The 21,617-nt window shown below is 63.6% G+C and carries 22 protein-coding genes; 8 read left to right on the forward strand and 14 right to left on the reverse strand.

Annotated features, from left to right (window positions below):
* Positions 1-3: 3 nt before the first annotated feature.
* The 4 genes from phoR to HSDC_RS10840 form a co-directional block, all read right to left on the reverse strand.
* Complete coding sequence (gene phoR, locus HSDC_RS10825) at positions 4-1,326, reverse strand: phosphate regulon sensor histidine kinase PhoR (protein ID WP_064699957.1); 1,323 nt, start codon at positions 1,324-1,326, stop codon at positions 4-6.
* A gap of 1 nt (position 1,327) precedes the next feature.
* Positions 1,328-2,017, reverse strand: coding sequence for a phosphate regulon transcriptional regulator PhoB (phoB, locus tag HSDC_RS10830; protein WP_064699958.1), 690 nt, complete (start codon positions 2,015-2,017; stop codon positions 1,328-1,330).
* 108 nt (positions 2,018-2,125) lie between these two features.
* A complete protein-coding gene (ubiA, locus tag HSDC_RS10835) occupies positions 2,126-3,019 on the reverse strand; it encodes a 4-hydroxybenzoate octaprenyltransferase (protein ID WP_064700015.1) in 894 nt (297 codons plus the stop codon).
* A 130-nt stretch (positions 3,020-3,149) separates the two neighbouring features.
* Complete coding sequence (locus HSDC_RS10840; RefSeq protein ID WP_082920020.1) at positions 3,150-3,629, reverse strand: chorismate--pyruvate lyase family protein; 480 nt, start codon at positions 3,627-3,629, stop codon at positions 3,150-3,152.
* Between the two features lie 161 nt (positions 3,630-3,790).
* Between HSDC_RS10840 and HSDC_RS10845 the strand changes: the two genes are divergently transcribed.
* From HSDC_RS10845 to HSDC_RS10870, 6 genes are all read left to right on the forward strand, one after another.
* A complete protein-coding gene (locus HSDC_RS10845; protein ID WP_064699960.1) occupies positions 3,791-4,951 on the forward strand; it encodes an NAD(P)/FAD-dependent oxidoreductase in 1,161 nt (386 codons plus the stop codon).
* A 227-nt stretch (positions 4,952-5,178) separates the two neighbouring features.
* Entirely contained in the window at positions 5,179-5,454 is a 276-nt protein-coding gene (locus tag HSDC_RS10850) for an HU family DNA-binding protein (RefSeq protein ID WP_064699961.1), read from the forward strand.
* A gap of 75 nt (positions 5,455-5,529) precedes the next feature.
* Positions 5,530-5,886: a hypothetical protein gene (locus HSDC_RS10855; protein ID WP_064699962.1), complete on the forward strand. Its 357-nt coding sequence runs from the start codon at positions 5,530-5,532 to the stop codon at positions 5,884-5,886.
* Positions 5,887-6,012: 126 nt separating this feature from the next.
* Positions 6,013-8,190, forward strand: a complete 2,178-nt coding sequence (gene yccS, locus HSDC_RS10860) for a YccS family putative transporter (RefSeq protein WP_064699963.1) — start codon at positions 6,013-6,015, stop codon at positions 8,188-8,190.
* A 240-nt stretch (positions 8,191-8,430) separates the two neighbouring features.
* Positions 8,431-8,808 carry a hypothetical protein gene (locus HSDC_RS10865; protein WP_137055265.1) on the forward strand — a complete coding sequence of 126 codons (378 nt, stop codon included), beginning with the start codon at positions 8,431-8,433 and terminating at the stop codon, positions 8,806-8,808.
* Between the two features lie 96 nt (positions 8,809-8,904).
* Entirely contained in the window at positions 8,905-9,648 is a 744-nt protein-coding gene (locus HSDC_RS10870; protein ID WP_137055267.1) for an ankyrin repeat domain-containing protein, read from the forward strand.
* Between the two features lie 53 nt (positions 9,649-9,701).
* Here HSDC_RS10870 and recG read toward each other — a convergent pair whose 3' ends face one another.
* Together recG and HSDC_RS10880 are read right to left on the reverse strand one after the other, a co-directional pair.
* The gene (recG, locus tag HSDC_RS10875; protein ID WP_064699966.1) at positions 9,702-11,783 is read right to left on the reverse strand and encodes an ATP-dependent DNA helicase RecG; all 2,082 of its coding nucleotides are present in this window, start codon (positions 11,781-11,783) and stop codon (positions 9,702-9,704) included.
* Positions 11,780-12,697 (reverse strand): hydrogen peroxide-inducible genes activator, encoded by a 918-nt coding sequence (locus HSDC_RS10880; protein WP_064699967.1) that lies wholly within the window; start codon positions 12,695-12,697, stop codon positions 11,780-11,782. Before HSDC_RS10880 ends, recG begins: the two co-directional genes overlap by 4 nt.
* 97 nt (positions 12,698-12,794) lie before the next feature.
* Here HSDC_RS10880 and HSDC_RS10885 point away from each other — a divergent pair, with 97 nt between their 5' ends.
* Positions 12,795-13,673, forward strand: coding sequence for an SDR family oxidoreductase (locus HSDC_RS10885; protein ID WP_064699968.1), 879 nt, complete (start codon positions 12,795-12,797; stop codon positions 13,671-13,673).
* A gap of 25 nt (positions 13,674-13,698) precedes the next feature.
* Here HSDC_RS10885 and thpR read toward each other — a convergent pair whose 3' ends face one another.
* The 6 genes from thpR to HSDC_RS10915 all read right to left on the reverse strand — a co-directional run bounded on the left by thpR (position 13,699) and on the right by HSDC_RS10915 (position 19,181).
* Positions 13,699-14,208 carry an RNA 2',3'-cyclic phosphodiesterase gene (thpR, locus tag HSDC_RS10890; protein WP_064699969.1) on the reverse strand — a complete coding sequence of 170 codons (510 nt, stop codon included), beginning with the start codon at positions 14,206-14,208 and terminating at the stop codon, positions 13,699-13,701.
* Between the two features lie 38 nt (positions 14,209-14,246).
* Positions 14,247-14,636 carry a RidA family protein gene (gene ridA, locus HSDC_RS10895; RefSeq protein ID WP_064699970.1) on the reverse strand — a complete coding sequence of 130 codons (390 nt, stop codon included), beginning with the start codon at positions 14,634-14,636 and terminating at the stop codon, positions 14,247-14,249.
* A 91-nt stretch (positions 14,637-14,727) separates the two neighbouring features.
* Positions 14,728-16,863, reverse strand: a complete 2,136-nt coding sequence (locus HSDC_RS10900) for a RelA/SpoT family protein (RefSeq protein WP_064699971.1) — start codon at positions 16,861-16,863, stop codon at positions 14,728-14,730.
* A gap of 66 nt (positions 16,864-16,929) precedes the next feature.
* Positions 16,930-17,196, reverse strand: a complete 267-nt coding sequence (rpoZ, locus tag HSDC_RS10905; protein ID WP_064699972.1) for a DNA-directed RNA polymerase subunit omega — start codon at positions 17,194-17,196, stop codon at positions 16,930-16,932.
* An 82-nt stretch (positions 17,197-17,278) separates the two neighbouring features.
* The gene (gene gmk, locus HSDC_RS10910) at positions 17,279-17,911 is read right to left on the reverse strand and encodes a guanylate kinase (RefSeq protein ID WP_064699973.1); all 633 of its coding nucleotides are present in this window, start codon (positions 17,909-17,911) and stop codon (positions 17,279-17,281) included.
* Between the two features lie 79 nt (positions 17,912-17,990).
* Complete coding sequence (locus HSDC_RS10915; protein WP_064699974.1) at positions 17,991-19,181, reverse strand: MFS transporter; 1,191 nt, start codon at positions 19,179-19,181, stop codon at positions 17,991-17,993.
* Here HSDC_RS10915 and HSDC_RS16700 point away from each other — a divergent pair.
* On the forward strand, positions 19,180-19,416 hold the full coding sequence (locus HSDC_RS16700; protein WP_137055269.1) for a hypothetical protein: 237 nt from the start codon (positions 19,180-19,182) through the stop codon (positions 19,414-19,416). The genes HSDC_RS10915 and HSDC_RS16700 overlap by 2 nt on opposite strands.
* A 53-nt stretch (positions 19,417-19,469) precedes the next feature.
* Here HSDC_RS16700 and HSDC_RS10920 read toward each other — a convergent pair whose 3' ends face one another.
* Both HSDC_RS10920 and HSDC_RS10925 read right to left on the reverse strand, forming a co-directional pair.
* Positions 19,470-20,420, reverse strand: coding sequence for a bile acid:sodium symporter family protein (locus HSDC_RS10920; protein ID WP_064699975.1), 951 nt, complete (start codon positions 20,418-20,420; stop codon positions 19,470-19,472).
* A gap of 170 nt (positions 20,421-20,590) precedes the next feature.
* Positions 20,591-21,454 (reverse strand): YicC/YloC family endoribonuclease, encoded by an 864-nt coding sequence (locus HSDC_RS10925; protein ID WP_064699976.1) that lies wholly within the window; start codon positions 21,452-21,454, stop codon positions 20,591-20,593.
* Positions 21,455-21,617: the final 163 nt, after the last annotated feature.

Below are 21,617 nucleotides of genomic sequence, written 5' to 3' on the forward strand. Positions count from 1 at the left end.
GGATCAGGCTTGCTGTTGGCGGCCGCTGTCGCTTTCGGCGGCGACCAGCCGCTCATCGGGAAACACGCAGCGAAAGGTGGCGCCTTCGCCGAGGCGGGAATCGATCTCGAGCCGTGCGTCGTGGCGCAGCAGCACGTGCTTGACGATGGCCAGGCCTAGCCCGGTGCCTCCGGTGGCCGTGCTGCGCCCTTTGTCGACCCGGTAGAAGCGTTCGGTGAGGCGCGGAATGTGGTGCGAGTCGATCCCCTCGCCGTCGTCTTCCACCTCCAGGCAGGCGCCGCCTGCATGGCGTGTCCAGCGCAGGACGATATGGCTTTGTTCCCCGGCATAGCGCACGGCGTTGAAGGCGAGGTTGGACAAGGCGCTGTGGATTTCCTTCTCGCTGCCGAGCAGGCGGCGGGATTCGTCGATCTCCACGTCGAAATGATGGCGGCCGTCGGAAAGCGCCTCGGCATCGCGGCGGACATGATCCAGCAGGCCGGTGAGATCGATGGGAGTGTCGTCCTGACCGCCCTGATCGATCTCGAGCCGTGACAGCAGCAGCAGGTCGTTGACCAGGTTCTGCATTCGCGTCGTCTGGCTGCGCATCTGCTCGAAACCGCGTCCCAGTCGGCCGGGCAACTGATCGGCCATGTCGCCATAGGTTTCCAGATAGCCGCTCAGTACCGTCAAAGGTGTCCGCAGCTCATGGGAGACGTTGGCCACGAAGTCGCGCCGCATCTGCTCGAGGCGATGCAAGCGCGTGATATCGCGGGCCATCACCAGGCGTTCATCGTCGCCGTACAGGGTGATCTGGAACTGCAGGATCATCTGCTCGTCGATGGGGGAGTTCAATGTCAGGGGTTCGCGATAATCGCGAGCCTGAAAGTAGTCGATGAAGCGTGGATCGCGCAGCAGGTTGGTGATGTGCTGGCCGCGGTCATGGGCGGGCTTCAGTCCCAGCATGCGTTCGGCGGCACTGTTCCACCATTCCATGTCGCCATGGCGGTCGAGCATGACCACGCTGTCGCGCATCGCCTCGGAGGATTCCTGGATCCGCCTCAAGGTGTCGCGCAGGCGTCGCTGGGTAATGCGCTGGCCCTTCTGGTAGCGGTAGAGGCGATCGAACAGCTCGCCCCACAGCCCCGAAGCGGCCGGAGGCTCATCATGCGGATGATGGGCCAGCCATTCGTGCAGGGCGTGCAACTGGCGCAGCTGATAGGCTAGCTGGAGCGCCAGGGCCACCGCGATACCGGCGCCGATGGCGGAGAAGGGCCAGCCGATCAGGGCACCGATGGCGGTCAAGCCCACCAGGCGCCAGAGTTCTCGTTTCCAGAGCCGACTCACGTCAGCCCTTGGCGGAGAAACGGTAGCCCGTACCACGCACGGTCTGGATCAACTGCTGGTACGGGTCGCCCAGCGCCTTGCGCAGGCGGCGAATGTGCACATCCACGGTACGCTCCTCGACATAGACGTTGCCTCCCCATACCTGGTCGAGCAATTGTCCTCGTGTGTAGGCGCGTTCCTGGTGAGTCATGAAGAACTGCAACAGGCGATATTCGGTAGGACCGACTTCCAGGGACTTGCCGTCGACGCTGACGCGGTGGCTGACCGGGTCGAGTATCAGGCCGTCGACTTCCACCGGATCCTCGACGCCATGGGGCGTCGAGCGGCGCAGCACCGCCTTGAGACGGGCAACCAGTTCCCGGGGCGAAAAGGGCTTGGTGATATAGTCGTCGGCGCCGGATTCCAGCCCCTGGATCTTGTTGTCCTCTTCGCTCTTGGCCGTGAGCATGATGAGTGGCAGCTCGGCGGTGGCCTCCTCGCGCTTCAGGCGGCGAGCGAGCTCGATGCCGCTGGTCCCGGGCATCATCCAGTCGAGCAGTACCAGATCAGGTTGGTGGTCGACGATCATGGCATGGGCGGTCTGGGCATTGTCCGCCTCGAGGACATGATAGTCGGCCATCTCCAGCGCAACGGCGATCATTTCGCGGATTGGCGCTTCATCATCGACGATCAGTACGGTCTTGGCGGTCATCCCGGGGCCTCATGGTCAAGGTCAATGACAAGTCGGTGACGATGACAGCATTTCTTTATGACAATACCGTGACAACCTCGTCTTGTCGCCTTCTTGTGGGAACCGATTTCAGCCGCCGAGCGATGGCCACCAGGAGAGTCCAATACCCGCAAAGACCAGCAGGCCCGACCAATGATTGTTGAGGAAGGCCTGGAAGCAGCGGTCGCGATCCCGACCATGGATCAAGCGCTGCTGGTGCACGAAGGTCGCCGCCATGGCGGCCAGCCCCAGCCAGAAGAAGCCGCCCAGGCTCAACGATAGCCCCACTTTGGCCAGCAGGGCCAGGGTGACGAACTGCAGCAGGCCGATCATCAGCTTGTCGGCGCGACCGAACAGCACGGCTGTGGACTTGATGCCGATCTTCAGGTCGTCATCCCGGTCGACCATCGCATACTCGGTATCATAGGCCACGGTCCAGGCCACGTTGGCCGCCATCAGCAGCCAGGCTTCGGTCGGAATATGGCCGAGCACCGCGCCGAATGCCATGGGAATGCCCCAGGAGAAGGCGGCACCCAGGAAGACCTGGGGAAGATGGGTGTAGCGCTTCATGAAGGGATAGATGAAGGCGAGGAAAACGCCACCGACCGACAGCATCACTGTAAAAGGATTGGTGAACCACACCAGGACGAAGGCGAGCAGCACCAGAGTGACGAAAAGTCCCTTGGCCTCCCGCTCACTGATCCGGCCCGTGGCGAGAGGGCGATTGCGGGTGCGCTTGACGTGACCGTCGAAATGCCGGTCGGCGTAATCGTTGACCACGCAGCCTGCGGCGCGCATCAGATAGACGCCGGCGACGAAGACCAGCACGATCCGGCGCTCGGGAACGCCCTGGGCCGCCATCCAAAGTGCCCAGAGGGTCGGCCACATCAACAGCCAGGTACCGATGGGCCGGTCGAGGCGGGTGAGATGCAGGAAATCGGGGAGTCGGGCCAGCCCGGAAGGGCGCATCAGGGATGAATCCATCAGGTTCTCTCGCATGGAGCGGCCCTGCCGGATGCCTCGTCCGGGGCGGAGAGCGCGGCGGGCGCGGACACGGTTTACGGGCGCTGTCTGAAAAGTGGACGAGCGCAGTCACTTTTCAAGAGTGTCTAGCCTAACGTGAAGGCAAGCCAAGATCATCCACCATGGCCTGCTGGAAGAACTCCTGAACGAGTACCGTGAAACGGTCATGTCGCAGGATCGAGCGGCGTCCCCAGGGACCTTCGGCATCGCGAAAGGGGCCCGAGGTCGCGCAGATCTCGATCGGACCGCGTTCGAGATCGGGTTGGCGGAACAGCCAACTGCCCATGGAGCGCTCGCCGAGCCGCTCCAGCCGGTAGTGGTCGTGAGCGGGATTCAGCGGTGCGACCGAGCGAGCCATGACCCAGGGACGATCGTCCAGGCACAACGCCACTTCACGGACCCAGGCGAGCTGGTGCATCGTCAGGCCCAGGGCGAGGGATTCGTCGCGGCTCGGATAGCCATGACGCTGGTCGAGCAGCCGGACCCGGAAGCGGCGTGGATGGCCGGCCTCGATCAGTCGCTCGGTCAGCGAATCCTGGGTGGCCAACCAATCCCACCAGCTGGGGCTCATGTCCGGACGGACAGCCGCCAGGGGACGCCATCGGGGTTCGAGTGATGGGTCGTTGCGCAATTCGTGCTCTCCGCGTCCTATCCCGGGGGCGTCTAGTGTACCATGTCGGGTCGACATACCGCCCCGTGGTGGGCCTGGCGGCCCGTGCAACGAGGATTTTCATGACCGCTCCCCTGACCCTTATCGGCTCCGGCATGGCTGGTCTCGGCCTGGTACGCCAACTGCGTGCCCAGCAGCCGGAGCGGCCGATCACGCTGCTCACCGCCGACAGCGGTGACGATTACTCCAAGCCGATGCTGTCCACCGGCTTCTCCAAGCGCCTGCCTCCCGAGCGCCTGGCCAGCCGTTCCGCTTTCGACGTCGCCGAGACGCTCGATGTGGTGGTGCGTACCCGGACGCGTGTCGATGCCATCGAGCCGGCCGAGCGCCAGCTGGTCATCGGTGCCGAGCGCCTGCCCTTTGATGAGCTGGTGCTGGCCACCGGCGCGGTGCCCACGCCGCCCTTTGCCATTCCCGAGTCCCTGGCCGGACGGGTCTTCACCATCAACGATCTCGATGATTATCGCGCTTTCCACGCCGCCCTGGAGGCGCTGGGCAGGCCGGCGAGAGTGGCCATCGTCGGCATCGGCCTGGTGGGCTGCGAGTATGCCAACGACCTGACCGCTGGCGGACACGCCGTCGAGATGATCGCGCCGGAGGCCGCTCCCTTGCCGCGCCTGTTGCCGGAACCTCTGGGCCATGCACTTGGCGAGGCCTTCGTCGAGGCCGGTATCGTGCTGCACACAGGTCGCAGCGTGGTCGAGTTGACCGATGCCGGCGCCCGGGCCGGCGTCACCCTCGACGACGGCACCGACCTCGAAGCCGATCTGGTGCTGGTGGCCACCGGACTGCGGCCGCGCACCGAGCTTGCCGAGGCGGCGGGACTGTCGGTGGGTCCCGAGGGAATTCGTACCGATCGTTATCTCGCCACCTCGGTGCCGGGTATTCATGCCTTGGGGGACGTCGCGTGCGTCGATGGCATCAACGCCATGTACGTCCAGCCGCTGCAGGCCAGTGCCAAGGCGCTGGCGGCGACGCTTGCCGGCACTCCCACCGCCGTGCGTTATGGACCCTGGCCGGTACTGGTGAAGACCCCGTTGTTGCCGGTCGTCTCATTGCCGCCGCGAGAGACGCCCGCAGGCTGGCGCATCGAGGGTGAGGGACGAGATCTGAGCGCCCTGGCCGAAGCCGAAGACGGACGTTTGATCGGATTTGCGTTGACGGGAAGCCAGGTACGTCGGAAAGTCGAACTGGCGCGGATCGCTCCGCCGTTGCTAGGCTAGAGTCGTCGACGACGGCGCCACCCGGTGTCTCCGGTTGTCGGCCGTTGTGAGCGGGCACCACTTGGCGTGTCACCAACGAGGCTGTCGCCCATGGGGCCCGGGTCCTTCGAGACAGGGTTGCCGATGGCCGTGCGATGGGCGGAGTCGAACGATTCATGGTCGAAGAACCCGAAGAACAAGAGTGCCGGTGGGACGACACCGGTAGGATGTCAAACAAGGAGGGCTGTATGCGCAAACCAGAACTCGCCGCGGCGATTGCCGAGCGTGCCGATCTATCCAAGGACAAGGCCAGTCAGGTACTCAATGTCATTCTCGATGAGATTACCGGCAGTGTGTCCGACGGGAAGGATGTGTCATTGATCGGTTTTGGAACCTTCACCGTGCGCGAGCGAGCTGCCCGCACCGGCAAGAACCCCCAGACCGGTGAGCCGCTTACCATCCCGGCCAGCAAGACGGTGGCTTTCAAGCCGGGCAAAGGGCTCAAGGACGCTGTTGCCAAGTAAAGGCCCGTCCCGGCACGGCCCGCCATTGTGGCGGGCCGTGAATTTCCCTCCCGAAACAGCCTCGGATATCCCTGCATGAAGCTTCGAGTGATGTTGTGGGTGCTGGGTGTGCTGCTCAAGCGAGCCCTGCGCCGGAAGTCCCGATTCCGTGAACGCCTGACCGAGATGCGTGGGCTGGACTGGGGTATCGCCACCGAAGATCTCTCCATTGCCCGTCATTACCGGATGTCGCCGCAAGGTATCGAGACCGGCACTGGCCTGCCGGTGGATCTCGATCTGGAGCTGCGTTTCGAGGATGCCGCCTCTGCGGTACGCATCCTTCGCAAGCCGACCCAGCAAGCCTTTCTCGACGGCATGATGGCAGGCAAGGTGCGTCTGGTCGGCGATTCCGGTGACTTGAATCGGTTACAGAAGTTGCTGCGCGATATCTGAAAGGGCCGCAAGCCGGCCCTTTGCGGCCGAGGCGTCGGCGAACTGCTGAGGAAGCGTTATACTAAAGTCTAGTATCGAGCGTCATCCTGCACTGACGCCACGCTGTCCATGATGCCTACGGAGCCTATGCTGCCGCCTTCCCTCTCCCAGCCCCTGCGTCGCCTCTGGACCCTGGAGTCCTTTGCCTACAGCCTGCGCGTCTTCATCGCCCTGACCGGCACCGTCATCCTTTGCTGGTGGCGCGATGACATGAACAGCCTGATTCCTCTGTTCCTGGGAATCATCGCCAGCGCCCTGGCCGAGACGGACGACCACTGGCGAGACCGGCTACGAGCCCTGTTGGTGACCCTGTGCTGCTTCACGGTGGCATCGCTGGCGGTGGAGCTGCTGTTCGACAAGCCGGGATGGTTCGCCTTCGGGCTGGCGCTGGCGACCTTTTCCATGACCATGCTCGGTGCGGTGAATCAGCGCTATGCGACCATTGCCAGCGCCACGCTGATCCTGGCGATCTACACCATGATCAGCCTCGAACATCGCGGCAACCCGGCTCTGGGCGATGTCTGGCGCGAGCCTGCCTTGCTGGTTGTCGGCGCGGCCTGGTATGGCGCGATCTCGGTTGTCTGGTGCGCCCTCTTCTCGCGTCAGCCCCTGAAACTCTCCCTGGCGCGTCTCTTTCGTGAACTGGGTCGTTACCTGGCGCTCAAGTCGGCGTTGTTCGAGCCCTTGCGCGACCTGGACGTCGAGGAACGCCGCCTGGCTCTGGCGCGACAGAACGGGCGCGTGGTCGAGGCGCTCAACCAGGCCAAGGAGATGATCTTCCGGCGCCTGCAGGGAACTCGGGGGAGCGGCAAGCTGGATCGCTACCTGCAGCTTTATTTCATCGCCCAGGATATCCATGAACGTGCCAGCTCAACGCATTATCCCTATGGGGAGCTGACCGAGGCCTTCTTCCATCATGACGTGCTGTTCCGCGCCCAACGGCTGCTCGACCAGCAGGGACAGGCCTGCCGGGCCCTGTCCAGTTCGCTCTTGCTCAATCGTGCCTTCGAGCACGCGCGAAGCGAGCGCGCGCTGGAGGACCTGAATGCTTCTCTGGTTCATCTCGACCAGCAGGATCGCCCTGAATGGCGCTCCCTGCTTCCCTTCCTGAGTGCCCTGGCCGATAACCTGGCGACCCTGGAGAAGCGCCTGGCCAGTGCCAGCAATCCCGAGGCCACGACGCCGCGTGCGGATGCGGCCCTCTATGACCGGACACCGCATGGCGTGCGGGACATTGGGGAACGCATCCTTGACCAGTTGACCCCGCGGTCGGCGGTGTTTCGCCATGCCGTGCGCCTGACCGTGACTCTGCTGGCGGGGTACGGAATGCTGCACCTGATTCATCCCACCCAAGGGTACTGGATCCTGCTGACCAGTCTCTTCGTCTGCCGACCCAGCTTCGGAGCGACGCGACGTTTCCTGAGGCAGCGCATCCTGGGCACGGTGGTCGGTCTGGTGGCCGGCTGGGCGTTGATCACGCTGTTTCCTGCCGCATCGATCCAGGTGGCCATCGCGGTGCTGGCCGGGGTCGCCTTCTTCGCCCTGCGCGGACGGCGCTATCTGCTGGCCACGGCTTCGATCACCCTGATGGTGCTGTGCTGCTTCAACCAAGTGGGCGATGGCTTCGGGCTGATCTGGCCACGCCTGTTCGATACCTTGCTGGGTGCCGGTATCGCGGGGCTGGCGGTGCTGCTGATCCTGCCCGACTGGCAAGGCCGCCGGCTGCATCATCAGGCGGCGACGACCCTGGACGCCAGCCGCGCCTATTTCGTCGCGATCATCGATCAGTATCGCCATGGCAAGCGCGACGATCTCGGCTATCGACTGGCGCGACGCAATGCCCACAATGCCGATGCCGAGCTCTCGACGCTGATCGGCAATGTGTTGCAGGAGCCTGAGTTCTTTCGCCGGGATGCCGATATCGGGCTGCGTTTCCTGCTTCACTCCCACACCTTGCTCAATTACCTCTCGGCACTCGGGGCCCACCGAGACACGGAGAGCACACCGTGCGATGGATCCATCGAGGTGGCGGCTGAGGCCATCGAGTCATCATTGGGGAGGCTGGCCAGCGCGCTGAGCGAGCGCTTGCCCGTAGACGAAAAGGACACGGCGCTGTCGACGGGGCTGGCCGCTCTGGATACCGAGCCGACCCCGGGTGAGCCCCCCTTGCTGCGTACCCAACTGGCGCTGATCGGTCAGCAACTGATGCCGCTGCGGCAGGCAGCGGCGAGACTCGATCATTCCGATGAGTCTGCAGGTGTCTGACTTCGCCTCGGCTCGCCTTCTTGTTCGCTGCGAGGATGGATTCGTACGTGAAGCGGCATGTCGAGTGGACAAGGCTCTGCCCATTGTCTGCAGAAGCCGTTCTCGCACGGGGGCGGTGAATAAGGCTGGAGGGTGGATCTCTTACATCATGTGTGCCTGATGTACTATTCCGCTCGTCAAAGAAGGTACCACACTTGCCTGAGAAAACCGTGAGTGATGTGTCGGACGCGGCTGTGTAGCATGGAAGTCTACTCCAATGGATTGAAAATGTTGGTGAAACGGATATGGCAGCGCTCGATGGCCGGATGGTCTGGCGTGACATTGCTTGCCATTTGCCAGTCTGTTCTGGTCGTGGCGATGATCAATGACATCACGATCACCCAGCTTCCACCCGAGAGCGCTTATGGAAGCTTATACAAGGAGGTTTCAGCACACCCGGAGAATGCGTCATGGTGGTTGTATCTCGCCGGTGTTGTTGTGCTGGTACTGGGAGGCTCTACGCTTTTCTGGCGACCCTTTGAGAATATCCGACAACATGTCGTTACAATGTTCTTTCTGGGTGTAGTTCCTGCGCTTTTCTCCATTGTGATAATGGTTTATGTGTTGAAAAGTCACTAGCGAAAGGCTGGTTGTGATTTTTGAGAAGAGAGCAAGGAATAGAGGGAGCTTTTTCTATATGTTTTGCATTGGTGATTGTGCTTGGTGAGGTGGTTCATGAGGTCAAGTGTTTATCTAGGAATAATTGTCGGTTTTATAGGAATGATGCTTTCTTTCCCAATTCTGGCCGATGCGATGGCGGCAGAGTCAAGAGGAGGTGATCAGCGAGCCTCCTCCGAGTGGGAAATGGCGAAAGAAGCCGTGCGCAATGGCGATACCGAACTGCTTGAAGCTACCATTGATTCCCGAAAAGGTATTGTCAACAAGGTTGATGGGTATTTTACGCTGCTTGGACTTGCTGCAAGTAAAGGTGATTTCGAGATTGTAAAAATGCTCGTGGAGGAGGGGGCAGATCCCGATATCGCTAATGGAAGCGCACTGTATGAGGCAATGCCTGGGACCTTGAAGCCACACAGCAAGGCGGAAGTCGAGAAACGGATGACAATCACACTGTATTTGATCAGGCAAGGCGCAAGCCTGAATCATGAAGTATCAGGAAGTATCGATGGAGCGTCTCTTGCTGAAGTCTATATAATGGGGCTTTGCGATAAAGACAATAATCCTGAATATTCCACAGAGTTTCTTAGGGAGCGAGAGTTTGAATATCCGGTTCTTCCTGTGTTTCGCTCAAACTATGTGCATATCGCGACCCTGGCGAAAGAAGAGTTTGGCCAGTATGGGATGGATCGGGAATGCGTGGACTTTATGTTTCGCGCGACAGGGAGCAAGGGGGTTGCCCCTTATGATAAGCCAATCTTGATCTATAAGACCTCAGGGCTAGAGGAAAGGCTCGTGCCATAAGCGGCTTTCCGCTACAAAAGAGCCAACTGCCTGGCCTCGTGAGGACTCGGTTCCTAGACCTGCCCATAACGGTCGGCCGTTTCACCGAGCCAGCGTCGGATCAGCGGCTGGCTGGCTTCCGGGTGAGTGGCCAGCAGGGCCTCGGCCAGGGGCGAGACGTGCGGCAGCAGGTCGGCATCGCGTTCCAGATCGGCGATCTTCATCTGCGCCAGGCCGGTCTGCCGGGTGCCCAGTACCTCGCCGGGCCCGCGAATTTCCAGGTCGCGTTCGGCGATGCGGAAGCCATCGGTGGTCTCGCGCATCACCGTGAGGCGCTGTCGCGAGGTCTCGGAGAGCGGCGGATGGTAGAGCAGCAGGCAATAGCTCTCGGTGGAGCCCCGGCCGACCCGGCCGCGCAACTGATGAAGCTGTGACAGGCCCAGTCGCTCGGGATTCTCGATGATCATCAGGCTGGCATTGGGCACGTCGACCCCCACCTCGATCACGGTGGTGGCCACCAGCAGGTCCAGTTCGCCTTCCTTGAAGGCGGACATTACCTCGGCCTTCTCGCTGGCCTTCATGCGACCATGCACCAGGCCGATGTGCAGGCCCGGCAGGGCCTCCACCAGCTCATCCCGGGTTGCCTCGGCGGCCTGACACTGCAGTGCCTCGGATTCCTCGATCAGGGTGCAGACCCAGTAGGCCTGGCGACCCTCGGCACAGGCGTGACGAATTCGTTCGACCACGTCCGGGCGACGTTCATCCGGTACTACCGCGGTCTTCACCGGCGTGCGGCCAGGAGGAAGCTCGTCGATCACCGAGACATCCAGGTCGGCGTAGGCGCTCATTGCCAGGGTGCGCGGGATGGGGGTGGCGGTCATCACCAACTGGTGTGGCGTGAGTCCGCCGGCCTCGCCTTTCTCGCGCAGCGCCAGGCGCTGGTGGACCCCGAAGCGATGCTGTTCGTCGATGATCGCCAGCCCCAGGCGCTGAAAGTGCACATCGCCCTGGAAGAGCGCATGGGTGCCGACCACCATTCGCGCTCGGCCATCGTGAATCGCCGCCTTGGTGTCGAGTCGCGCTTTTCCCTTGAGCTTGCCGGACAGCCAGGCCACATCGATGCCGAGGGGTTCGAACCAGGCTCGGAAAGCGCGGTAATGCTGTTCGGCGAGGATCTCGGTGGGCGCCATGATGGCAGCCTGGCAATCTCCGGCGATGGCCGACAGTGCCGCCATGGCGGCCACCACGGTCTTGCCTGATCCTACGTCACCTTGCACCAGGCGCAGCATGGGCATTTCACCGGCCAGATCGGCGCGAATCTCGTCGAGTACGCGCCGTTGGGCGCCGGTCAGCGCAAAGGGCAGCTGGGTGAGAAAGCGGGCCTGGAGGCCGCGTCCGTCGGGCAGCGAGGGAGCGCCGTCACGCTGGATGCGCAGGCGAACCTCGCGCAGGCTCAACTGATGGGCGAGCAGTTCCTCCAGGGCCAGGCGGCGAGTGGCAGGGTGCTGACCCTCGGCCAGGGCCTGGGGATCGGCATCCGGTGGCGGACGATGCAGGATCTGCAGGCATTCGTGCAGGGCCGGGAGCGCGAAGCGCTGGCGCAGGGACTCCGGCAGCCATTCCGGCAGCTCGTCGGGTGCCGCGTCGAGGCGGGCCAGCGCCTGGCCGATCAAGGCGCGCAGCCGGGTCTGGTGAAGGCCCTCTGTGGTGGGGTAAATGGGGGTCAGGTGATCTTCCACCGGGGCGGTGGCATCGTTGAGCAGTCGATATTCCGGATGGTAGATCTCGAGCCCCGTGGCACCGGCGCGAGCTTCGCCGAAGGCGCGCACACGGGTGCCGGCGTGGAACTGCTGCTGCTGGGCCGGGGAAAAATGAAAAAAGCGCAGGCTGAGAATGCCGGAGCCGTCGCGCAGGCGCACCAGCAGGCTGCGGCGGCGGCCCCGAACCACCTCCGCGGCCGCTACCTCGCCTTCCACTACCGCTTCGCTCCCGGCGCGCAGGGTAGCAATGGGGGTCACGCGGGTACGGTCCTGATAGCGCAACGGCAGGTGAAACAACAGGTCGGCCACGGAGTCGATCCGCAAGCGGGCCAGTTTCAGTGCCAGCGCCTCGCCGACGCCCTTGAGGTGGGTAACGGGGGCGTCGAGTTCGCTCATGCCAAGGCCGGTTCCTGTGCTCGACAGTGTGCGATGGCGTTGGTCACCGCGTCGATGGCCTGGGGCCTCGGGAAGCTGGCGCGCCAGGCGATCGCCACGGTGCGTCCGGGTGCCGGCGGTGCGAAGGGCCGGCTGGTCAGTAGTCCACGCTCATAGTGGCTGCCGATGGCAGAGCTGGGCAGCACCGTGATGCCAAGCCGTGAGGCGACCATGTGGCGAATGGTCTCCAACGATCCCCCTTCGGCGGTGAGGGTGTTGTTGGGGCTGTTGAGCTTGTGGCTGATGGCCGGACAGGCTTCGAGGATCTGGTCACGGAAGCAATGACCCTCGCCGAGCAGCAGGAGGCGTTCCTGAAGCAGATCTTCCTTGGGGATGCTGTCGCGATTCGCCCAGGCATGATCGGCGGGCATCAGTACTTCGAAGTCCTCCTCATAGAGCGCCTTGGTCACCACATCGGTCTCGGTAAAGGGCAGGGCCACGATGATGGCGTCCAGCTCGCCGCTGCGGAGCTTGCGACGCAACTCGCCGGTGAAGCCTTCCTCGATGTAGAGGGGCATCTGCGGCGCTCGTCGGCTCAGCTCCGGCACCAGGTACGGAAACAGGTAGGGGCCGATGGTATAGATGGCACCAATGCGCAGCGGGCTGGCCAGTTGATCGCGGCCGGCGGTGGCCAGTTCCTTGATCACGCTGCTCTGTTCGAGCACGCGCTGGGCCTGCTCGACGATCCGCTCGCCCAGCGGCGTCACCTGAACAGTGGATTTCGAGCGCTCGAAAAGCGCCACGCCAAGCTCTTCCTCGAGTTTCTTCACCGCGACCGACAGGGTGGGCTGGGAAACGAAGCAATGCTCGGCGGCGCGTCCGAAGTGGCGCTCCTGGGCCAAGGTTACGATATAACGGAGTTCTGTTAGAGTCATTGTGGTGCCGGGCATCCTCTTATATACGTAGTGGGTCCCGCCGTCAGGGTATGCTCACTCATATGATAGGGACTTTTTATCAGGGGGCGAAGCAAAGGTGAAGAAGACGACGCTTATTCTTGGGTGTGGGGATATCGGCACGGTCCTGGGCAAGGAGCTGCACGGGGCTGGTCATCGGGTCGTCGGCGTGCGTCGAGATGCCCGCGAACTGGCCGATACGGTCATCGAGGGGGTCTCGGCGGACCTTGGTGATGCCGAGGCACTGGCCGCGCTGCCGGATGCCGATATCCTGGTCTATGTGGTCAGCGCCGACCGTTTCGAGGAAGAGGCCTATCGTGCCGCTTACCCTGATGGTCTGAAGGCGGTGCTCGCCGAATTCGCCGAGCGTGCGCAGGCACCTCGTCACATTTTCTTCGTCTCTTCCACCAGTGTCTACGCCCAGCAGGACGGCGAGGTCGTCGACGAGGAGAGCCCGACAGAACCCAGGGGCTTTTCCGGCAAGCTGATGCGCGAGGCCGAACAGGCCCTGATCGAGCATCGGCTGCCCGGCAGTGTGGTGCGTTTCTCGGGCATCTATGGCCCGGGGCGCGATCGTCTGATTCGACAGGTTGGGGAAGGGCGCATTGCCGCCGCCACGCCGACCATGTATTCCAATCGCATCCATCGGGATGACTGTGCCGGTGTGCTGGCCCACCTGGTCGACCGCGCCCTGGCCGGCGAGACGTTGCACGAGCTGTATCTCGCCAGCGACTGCGAACCCGCGCCGATCCATGAAGTGATGACCTGGCTGGCCAGGCAGCTCAAGGTCGAGTCCAGCGAGACCATTCAGTCGCCATTGCGGCGGCGAGCCAGCAAGCGTTGCGACAATACTCGCCTGCTCGAGAGTGGCTACCGCTTTCGTTATCCCAGTTACCGGGAAGGCTATGCTCAGGTGCTGCGAGCCGGGGGATATCTGCCGGATCCGGCCATGGGCTGACGCTGAGCGTGAACGCTGGTTCGGCTCATGCGCGAGTCCAGGCGAGGGGCGTGTAACGGCTCCCCTGGTCAGTGGGTTCCGAGAGCACCAGTGCCGCCCGCGTATAAGACCAGTCCTCGGCGACGTCGGGCAGGGATGGCCCGGGCGGCTGTTCGGCACGCCTCAGCAGGGTGACGTGCGGCGTGAAGCGCCTGGGCTGCGAGGCGATGCCGATGGCCTCCAGCTCTTCCCGCAGCGACTGCTGAAGCTGCACCAGAGGGCTTTCGGGTTCCCCCCCGATCCACACGATGCCGGGTCCGGCGAAGTGTCCCCAACGATCAAGCCGCCATTGCCCCGGGACAATGCGCATGCTGCTCAGCCAGTTGGCGAGCTGCTCGACCCGTTGCGCGGGCTGCTCGCCGAGAAAGGCCAGAGTGAGGTGCAGGTTGTCATCGGGAACGCGCCGTCCGCGGCAATGGGCGTGGGCGGTATCGGCGAGTTCACCGAACCGCCGCCGGAGCGCCGGCGGCGGCACCAGGGCGAGAAAGAGCCTCATAAATTCAAGCTGTTATGGCTCAATGAATCCGCCTTTCCTCAGTCACCGATGACCAACACCGCCTCGGCCTCGACCTGACTGCCCTTGGGCAGCGCCTTGACGCCGACGGCAGCGCGCGCTGGATAGGGCGTGTCGAAGACTTCTTCCATGATCCGGTTGACGATGGCGAAGTTGTCCAGGTCCACCAGGTAGAGGTTGAGCTTGACCACGTCCTTGAGGCCGCCGGCGGCTTCCTCGCAGACGGCCTTGAGGTTGGCGAAGACCTGGCGTGCCTGGGCCTCGAAGTCGTCGGAGACGATCTCCATGGTCGCCGGGTCCAGGGGAATCTGGCCGGACAGGTAAACGGTGTTGCCGGCCTTGATGGCCTGGGAGTAAGGGCCGATGGCGGCGGGCGCCTGATCGGTGTTGATGACAGCCTTGTTGCTCATGGTGTTCTCCGTGTGGTGGCTGTGTTGAAACGCGACAAATAAAAAGGAGTACCTCGCCCGCCGCTGCCGCGACGGGAGAGGGCGGAACGAATCAATTGCTGAGTCGGGTGATCTTGCCGACGTGCGAGAGGTTGCGCAGTCGTTTGATGATGCGCGCCAGGTGGACACGATCGCGCACAGCCAGAGTCAGGCTGACAATCGACAAGCGGGCATCGCGCTCTTCGATGTCGATGCGCTCGATGTTGGCATCCGCATCGGTGATCAGGCTGGCCAGTTCCGCCACCAGGCCGCGCCGGCTCTCCACCTCGAGGCGCAGCGGAACCGGGAAGTCTTCGTCGATCTGATCGGACCAGCTCAAGGCGAACAGCTTGTCCGGGTCGCTGCGGAGCTCGGCGAGATTGCGGCAGTCCGCCCGGTGGACGACGATGCCCTTGCCGGCCGAGAGGTGGCCGATCACCGGGTCGCCGGGCAGCGGATGACAGCAACGCGCGAACTTGATCACCATGCCTTCGGCACCGCTGATCATGATGGGACCCTGAACCTGGTTCCTGGCGGTCGGCGCTGGCATATGGTCGCCGTGCTGGAAATCGACGAGGCGTCGCGCGACCACATGGGCGACTCGGGTGCCGAGCCCGATGGACGTTAGCAATGCCTCTTCGTCGGCCAGATCGTTCTCCGCCAACAGGGCTTCCAGGGGCCCGGAAGGCAACTCCTCGAGGCTGGTCTCGAAGGTGGCCAGGGCCTTGTTGAGCAGGCGTCGTCCGAGCTGGACGGCCTCGGTGTGCTGCTGGTGCTTGAGGGCGTGGCGAATCGCCGAGCGTGCCTTGGCGGTGACCACCACGTTGAGCCACGCCAGGTTGGGGCGTGCGCCGGGCGCGGTGATGATCTCCAGGGTCTGGCCGCTCTCCAGGCGGGTGGAGAGCGGTGCCAGGTGACGATCGATGCGACAGGCGATGCAGCTGTTGCCGATATCGGTATGCACGCTGTAGGCGAAGTCGATTACCGTCGCACCCTGGGGCAGCTCCATGATGTCGCCCTTGGGGGTGAACACGTAGATATCGTCGGGGAAGAGGTCGTTTTTGACGTGCTCGATGAATTCGAGCGAATCCCCGGCATGGCGCTGCATCTCGAGCAGTCCCTTGACCCACGCCCGGGCCCGGGCGTGGCTACCCTCGGCGATGGGGTGCTCGGTCTGGCCGGCCTTGTAGAGCCAGTGGGCGGCGATGCCGTTGTTGGCCATGGCCTCCATTTCCCGGGTGCGGATCTGCACCTCGATGGGCATGCCGCCGGTGCCGAACAGGGTGGTGTGCAGGCTCTGGTAGCCATTGGCCTTGGGAATGGCGATATAGTCCTTGAAGCGACCCGGCACCGGCTTGTAGAGGTTGTGCACCACGCCGAGGATGCGATAGCAGGTATCCACGTCCTGGGTGATGATGCGAAAGCCGAAGACATCCATGATCTCGGCGAACGACTTCCGCTGGTCGCGCATCTTTCGGTAGATCGACAGTAGATGCTTCTGGCGGCCGATCACCGACCCTTTCAGGCCTTCGTCGTCGAGGCTCTTCTGCAGGCTGTTCTGTATCTGCCGAATGGAGGCACGGCGCTGCCCCCGGGCGCTCGCCACGGCACGCTTGATGCGTTCGGAGCGCATCGGGTGGAGGGCCTGGAAGGAAAGGTCCTCGAGCTCGACGCGGATGGTGTTGATGCCCAGCCGGCTGGCGACACGCGCGTAGATTTCCAGGGTCTCGCGGGCGATGCGGCGTTTCTTCTCGGGACGCAGCGCGCCGAGAGTGCGCATGTTGTGCAATCGATCGGCGAGCTTGACGATGATCACCCGGATGTCCCGGGACATCGCCAGCACCATCTTCTGGAAATTCTCGGCCTGGGCGACCGCCTTGTCCTCGAAGGTGATCTGGGTCAGCTTGGAGACGCCGTCGACGAGCTCCGCGACCGGCTTGCCGAACTGCTGGCCAAGGGCCTCCTTGTCGACGCCGGTGTCCTCGATGACATCGTGCAGCATGGCTGCCATCAGGCTCTGATGGTCCATGTGCATGTTGGCAAGGATATTGGCGACGGCCAGGGGATGCGTCACATAGGGCTCGCCGGAACGACGGCGCTGACCATCGTGTGCCTGCTCGGCATAGTAGAAGGCACGCTTGACCTGCTGGATCTCGTCCTGGGGTAGGTAGCCGCCGAGGCGGTCGGCCAGGTCATCGATGGTGAACATACGGCGCGCCCTGAATGCTTCGTGATGGCCCGGAGGAGGCGTCGGCGGAAAACCGAGGGACCGGGATCATTCCTCGAGGGGGGCACCCTGTTCGGTATTATCTGGCCGCACTGGCGGGGTACTGGCCTCCAGGGGTTCGTCCAGCACGCTGGCGTCCACCAGGCCCGCGGCGATTTCGCGCAGCGCCATCACGGTGGGCTTGTCGTTTTCCCACGGCAACAGGGCGTCACGGGAGCCGCGGGACAGCTGACGGGCCCGCTGGGTGGAAATCATGACCAGCTTGAAGCGGTTTTCGACGTTTTCCAGACAATCTTCGACAGTGACTCGCGCCATGGATGCCTTCCTGAGAGCTGACGGGAAAAGCCCCGGCCGGCGTCTTGGCGCCCCGGGGATTCCAGTGGATAGACAGGGTAGATTACTCGACCCCCGGCTCCTCTGACAAGAGCGCGTCCAGCAGGGGCGCCAGGCGCTCGCTGGCTCTTGCCTGGCTCAGGCGGTGGGCGGTCACCAGCGACTGCAGTTCGCGCAGGGCGGTGGTGAAGTCGTCGTTGATGACCAGGTAGTCGTATTCATGATGATGCGACATTTCGCTGATCGCCTCGTGCATGCGCGAGGCGATCACCGCGTGCTGGTCGGTGCCGCGGCCGGCCAGGCGACGTTCCAGCTCCTCCCGCGAGGGCGGCAGGATGAATACCGAGACGGCATCGGGAAAGAGGGCCCGTACCTGGCGAGCGCCCTGCCAGTCGATCTCGAGGATCACGTCCTGGCCGGCGTTCAGCAGGTGTTCCACGGCGGCGCGGGAGGTGCCGTACAGGTTGTCGAAGACCTGGGCATACTCGAGGAACTCGCCACGCTCGATCATCGCCTCGAAGGTCGCATGGTCGACGAAGTGATAGTTCACGCCATCGACCTCGCCCTCGCGGCGCGGGCGCGTCGTATGCGAGACCGATACCTTGAGGCCGTCGAGGCTCTCGATCAGCTCACGCACCAGGCTGGTCTTGCCGGCGCCGGAGGGAGCGGAAACGATGAACAGCGTACCTTGGGGCATGGGCGGAGATCCTAAGCAATGGGCGGCTCGTGGAAAGAGGCGAGTATCGCATATTCGCCTCCATCGCCCTACCCCATGATCAGGCCGTGTTCGGCGTTCCGTAGCGGCGGCGCTCCTGCCACAGGCCGATGGTGAAGACCACCAGGCCGCCGCAGGCAAGGCCTGCGCCCACCAGACCGGAGGATGACCAGACGGCGCCGGCCTTGATGGTCACCGCGGCGAGCCAGGCGCCCAGGGCGTTGGCGCAGTTGAAGGCGGCATGGTTCATCGAGGCGGCCATGGTCTGGGCATCGCCGGCGACATCCATCAGACGGGTCTGTAATGCCGGGCCGAGTGCCATGCTGGTACCCACCAGGCCGACGAAGATCAGGCCGGTGACGAGATGATTGGCGGCGAAGAAGAAGCCGCCCTGTACCAGCAGGCACCAGACCAGAATGCAGGGAATCGCCTTGATCAGATTCTTGTCGGCCGCGCGTGCGCCAACCAGGTTGCCGATGATGGTGCCGATGCCGAAGATCGTCAGCACCCAGGGCCCCACAGCCTCGGACATGCCGGCCTGATTCGACAGGGTGGGCACCACATAGCTGAATACCGCGAACATGCCGCCGAAGCCGATGCTGGCCACGCCCAGAGTGAACAGTACGCGTTGCTTGACCAGCGCCGAAAGCTCGCGCTTAGGGCTGGCGTTGGGGTCGTGCGGTTGACTCGGTATCCAGAGGCGGATCATCAAGGCGGTGAGCAGGGCGATGACGCCTACGCCGAGGAAGGCGCTGTGCCAGCCGAGCCATTGGCCCGTCCAGGTCGCCAGGGGAGCGCCGATCACGATGGCGGTGGTCAGACCCAGCATGACGCGGCTGACCGCTCGGGCGCGCTGTTCGATGGGGACGGCGGCGGCGGCCACCAGCGCGGCAACGCCGAAATAGGCGCCATGTGGCAGGCCGGCCAGGAAGCGCAAGCCGACGAAGGGCCAGAAGGAGGTGGCGAGGGCACTGGCGATGTTGCCGACGGCAAACACCAGCATCAGGACGATCAAGAGCAGGCGACGCGGAACGCGTGCGGCCAGCGCCGAGATCAGCGGGGCGCCGACCACCACGCCCAGGGCGTAGCTGGAGATGGCATAGCCCACCTCGGCAGTGGCGACCTGCAGGTCGGCGGCGACTCGCTCGAGCAAGCCCATGATCACGAACTCGCTGGTGCCGATACCGAAACCGCCCAGGGCCAGCGCGAGCTCGGCCAGGCGGGGGTTGTGCGCCTTGGTGTCGGTCGACATGGTGTTCTCCGAAAAAACGAAAGCGATCCTGCCGGGAGGACAGGATCGCGGAAAATTACTACGAAAGTATAAAGGGTGGTGGCGCGGGATGCGACCCAAGGCGTTCACATTTGCCGTGGGCACCTCCTCTCGCCTTGATCCCGAGCGGATCACCCTGCGGACTGCCCTCATTCTCGATCTTGAGTTCCACGGCGCGGCAGGGGGCGATGGCCGCTGGCGCAGCAAGGGGATATGAACGCTCAGGCTGGGGCGAAAAGGCCGGGCATTCCAGCATGCCCGGCCAAGATGTCATCTTCGTGGTGTGGCAGTCGCAGGCGGTGCATGCGAGACGTGCCGGTGCTTCCAGTAACCGGCCAGCAGTGAGCCGGACACGTTGTGCCACACTGAGAACAGCGCCCCGGGCAGCGCCGCGCCGGCGCTGAAGAACTGGTTGGCCAGTGTCACCGCCAGTCCGGAGTTCTGCAGGCCGACCTCGAAGGCGATGGTACGAGCGGTGCGCGTGTCGAAGCGCAGCAACCGCGCCAGACCGTACCCCGCGGCGAGACCGATGCCATTATGCGCGATGACCGCCAGCGCCACGATCGGCCCCAAGGTGGTCAGTCGCCCGGCATTGAGCGCTACCACGATGGCGATGATCAAGACGATGGACGCCATGGCCAACGTCGCCAGGGCCGGTTCCACACGCTGAACATGCACCCCCAGGAAATGGTGAATCACCATGCCGAGCATGATGGGGGCCACCACCAGCTGGCCGATGCTCATCAGCATCCCCAGAACCGGCACATCGATGCTCTGGCCCAGCAGCAGCAGCGTGAGTAACGGCGTGGCGATGACCGAGATCAAGGTTGACACCATGGTCATCGATACCGACAGGGCCACATGCCCGCCGGCCAGCCAGGTCATCACGTTGGATGACGTACCGCCTGCCGTAGCGCCCACCAGCACCATGCCAATGGTCAGTTCGGTGGAAAGGCCGAGAAGTCTTGAGATCACCAACGCCGCCAGCGGCATCACCAGGAACTGCAGGAGAACGCCCACGGCAATCGGCTTGGGTGACTTCACCACGCGCGCGAAGTCACTTTTGGTGAGCGTCAGCCCCATGGCGAACATGATGACCACCAGCAATGTCTTGATATAGCCGGCCAGTCCGGTGAAAAACTCCGGCACGAGGGCAGCAATGACGGCCAGCAGGATGGCCCAGACGGGAAACAGGCGATTGATGCGTTCGAAGGTGGGCATGTGTGTTCCAGGCGTTGAAGGATCGATTGACGGCCGCTGAAGCGGCTCTGTTTATCGCGAGGCGTCGGGCGACGTCGCGTTGAGACGCCATATGATGCCGCAATGGCCACGGTGCTCGAAAGTCGACCTTCTGTGCATCACAGCGCGCCCACGGGTTGATGGGGCCGGCATCACTCGATGTTCTGGATCTGCTCGCGCATCTGCTCGATCAGCACCTTGAGCTCGACGGCGCAGCGGGTAGTGTCGGTGACGACCGATTTCGATGACAGGGTGTTGGCCTCGCGATTGAGTTCCTGCATCAGGAAGTCCAGCCGGCGGCCGACCGGCCCGCGGCTTGCCAATTGTCGCTTCGCTTCGCCGACATGTGCCTCGAGGCGGTCGAGTTCCTCGGCCACATCGGCCTTCTGGGCCACGAGCACCATCTCGGCCTCGAGGCGTTGCGGGTCGAGCTCGGTCTTGGCGCTTTCCAGTCGCTCGTGGAGTTGATCGCGTTGACGCGCCAGTATGTCGGGCAGCAGGCGGCGGACCTCGGCCACCTGTTCGAGAATGGCGTCGAGACGCGCGTCGATCAGGGCGGCGAGCTTGTCGCCTTCACGGGCACGGCCGGCCTCCAGGTCATCCAGGGCGCTACGGAAGAGGGCGCGCGCCTCGGATTTGACGATGTCCATGTCGGGGCCGGGGATTTCCAGAACGCCGGGGTGGTTGAGCAGCGCCAGGGCATCGGGCATGGCGGCTTGGGGCACGCCGGCGCGCACATCGGCCAGGGCGTTGGCTAGTGCCTCGAGGCGCGTGCGGTTGACGCTCAGCTGGGCGTCGCCGGTGGCGGGTGTGAAGCGCAGATGACACTCGACCTTGCCGCGTGCCAGTCGGCCGCGCAGGGCCTCCCGGAAATCAGGCTCGAGGTCGCGTAGTGTCTCGGGCAGGCGGAAATGGGGTTCGAGATAGCGCTGGTTGACCGAGCGCAGCTCCAGTTGCAGATACCCCCAGTCGGCATCCAGGTCCTGCCGGGAAAAGGCCGTCATGCTGTGGACCATGTCAGACTCCGGTCGGCGGTCAGTGAAACTGGCAGTGTAAGGGAAACCCACGGCAAATGCCTGGGGTTCGTCTTGGGTGGGTGTTTTCCCGGAATGGCCACGATTCTTGTGGTGGAGCGTGTAGAATGTGCCCATTCCGTTCGTATCCGATTCCCTTTACAGC

Source organism: Halomonas caseinilytica (assembly GCF_001662285.1).
GTDB classification, from domain to species: domain Bacteria; phylum Pseudomonadota; class Gammaproteobacteria; order Pseudomonadales; family Halomonadaceae; genus Halomonas; species Halomonas caseinilytica.

Excerpts from the sequence above, each read along its gene's own strand:
- phoB (WP_064699958.1), bottom strand. The coding sequence starts at position 2,017 with ATGACCGCCAAGACCGTACTGATCGTCGATGATGAAGCGCCAATCCGC.
- gmk (WP_064699973.1), bottom strand. The coding sequence starts at position 17,911 with ATGCCCCAAGGTACGCTGTTCATCGTTTCCGCTCCCTCCGGCGCCGGC.
- HSDC_RS10845 (WP_064699960.1), top strand. The coding sequence starts at position 3,791 with ATGACCGCTCCCCTGACCCTTATCGGCTCCGGCATGGCTGGTCTCGGC.
- HSDC_RS10840 (WP_082920020.1), bottom strand. The coding sequence starts at position 3,629 with ATGAGCCCCAGCTGGTGGGATTGGTTGGCCACCCAGGATTCGCTGACC.
- thpR (WP_064699969.1), bottom strand. The coding sequence starts at position 14,208 with ATGAGGCTCTTTCTCGCCCTGGTGCCGCCGCCGGCGCTCCGGCGGCGG.
- yccS (WP_064699963.1), top strand. The coding sequence starts at position 6,013 with ATGCTGCCGCCTTCCCTCTCCCAGCCCCTGCGTCGCCTCTGGACCCTG.
- HSDC_RS10870 (WP_137055267.1), top strand. The coding sequence starts at position 8,905 with ATGAGGTCAAGTGTTTATCTAGGAATAATTGTCGGTTTTATAGGAATG.
- HSDC_RS16700 (WP_137055269.1), top strand. The coding sequence starts at position 19,180 with ATGGTGTTCTCCGAAAAAACGAAAGCGATCCTGCCGGGAGGACAGGAT.
- rpoZ (WP_064699972.1), bottom strand. The coding sequence starts at position 17,196 with ATGGCGCGAGTCACTGTCGAAGATTGTCTGGAAAACGTCGAAAACCGC.
- HSDC_RS10850 (WP_064699961.1), top strand. The coding sequence starts at position 5,179 with ATGCGCAAACCAGAACTCGCCGCGGCGATTGCCGAGCGTGCCGATCTA.
- recG (WP_064699966.1), bottom strand. The coding sequence starts at position 11,783 with ATGAGCGAACTCGACGCCCCCGTTACCCACCTCAAGGGCGTCGGCGAG.
- ubiA (WP_064700015.1), bottom strand. The coding sequence starts at position 3,019 with ATGGATTCATCCCTGATGCGCCCTTCCGGGCTGGCCCGACTCCCCGAT.
- HSDC_RS10865 (WP_137055265.1), top strand. The coding sequence starts at position 8,431 with ATGGAAGTCTACTCCAATGGATTGAAAATGTTGGTGAAACGGATATGG.
- HSDC_RS10920 (WP_064699975.1), bottom strand. The coding sequence starts at position 20,420 with ATGCCCACCTTCGAACGCATCAATCGCCTGTTTCCCGTCTGGGCCATC.
- HSDC_RS10900 (WP_064699971.1), bottom strand. The coding sequence starts at position 16,863 with ATGTTCACCATCGATGACCTGGCCGACCGCCTCGGCGGCTACCTACCC.
- HSDC_RS10880 (WP_064699967.1), bottom strand. The coding sequence starts at position 12,697 with ATGACTCTAACAGAACTCCGTTATATCGTAACCTTGGCCCAGGAGCGC.
- ridA (WP_064699970.1), bottom strand. The coding sequence starts at position 14,636 with ATGAGCAACAAGGCTGTCATCAACACCGATCAGGCGCCCGCCGCCATC.
- HSDC_RS10855 (WP_064699962.1), top strand. The coding sequence starts at position 5,530 with ATGAAGCTTCGAGTGATGTTGTGGGTGCTGGGTGTGCTGCTCAAGCGA.
- HSDC_RS10915 (WP_064699974.1), bottom strand. The coding sequence starts at position 19,181 with ATGTCGACCGACACCAAGGCGCACAACCCCCGCCTGGCCGAGCTCGCG.
- HSDC_RS10925 (WP_064699976.1), bottom strand. The coding sequence starts at position 21,454 with ATGGTCCACAGCATGACGGCCTTTTCCCGGCAGGACCTGGATGCCGAC.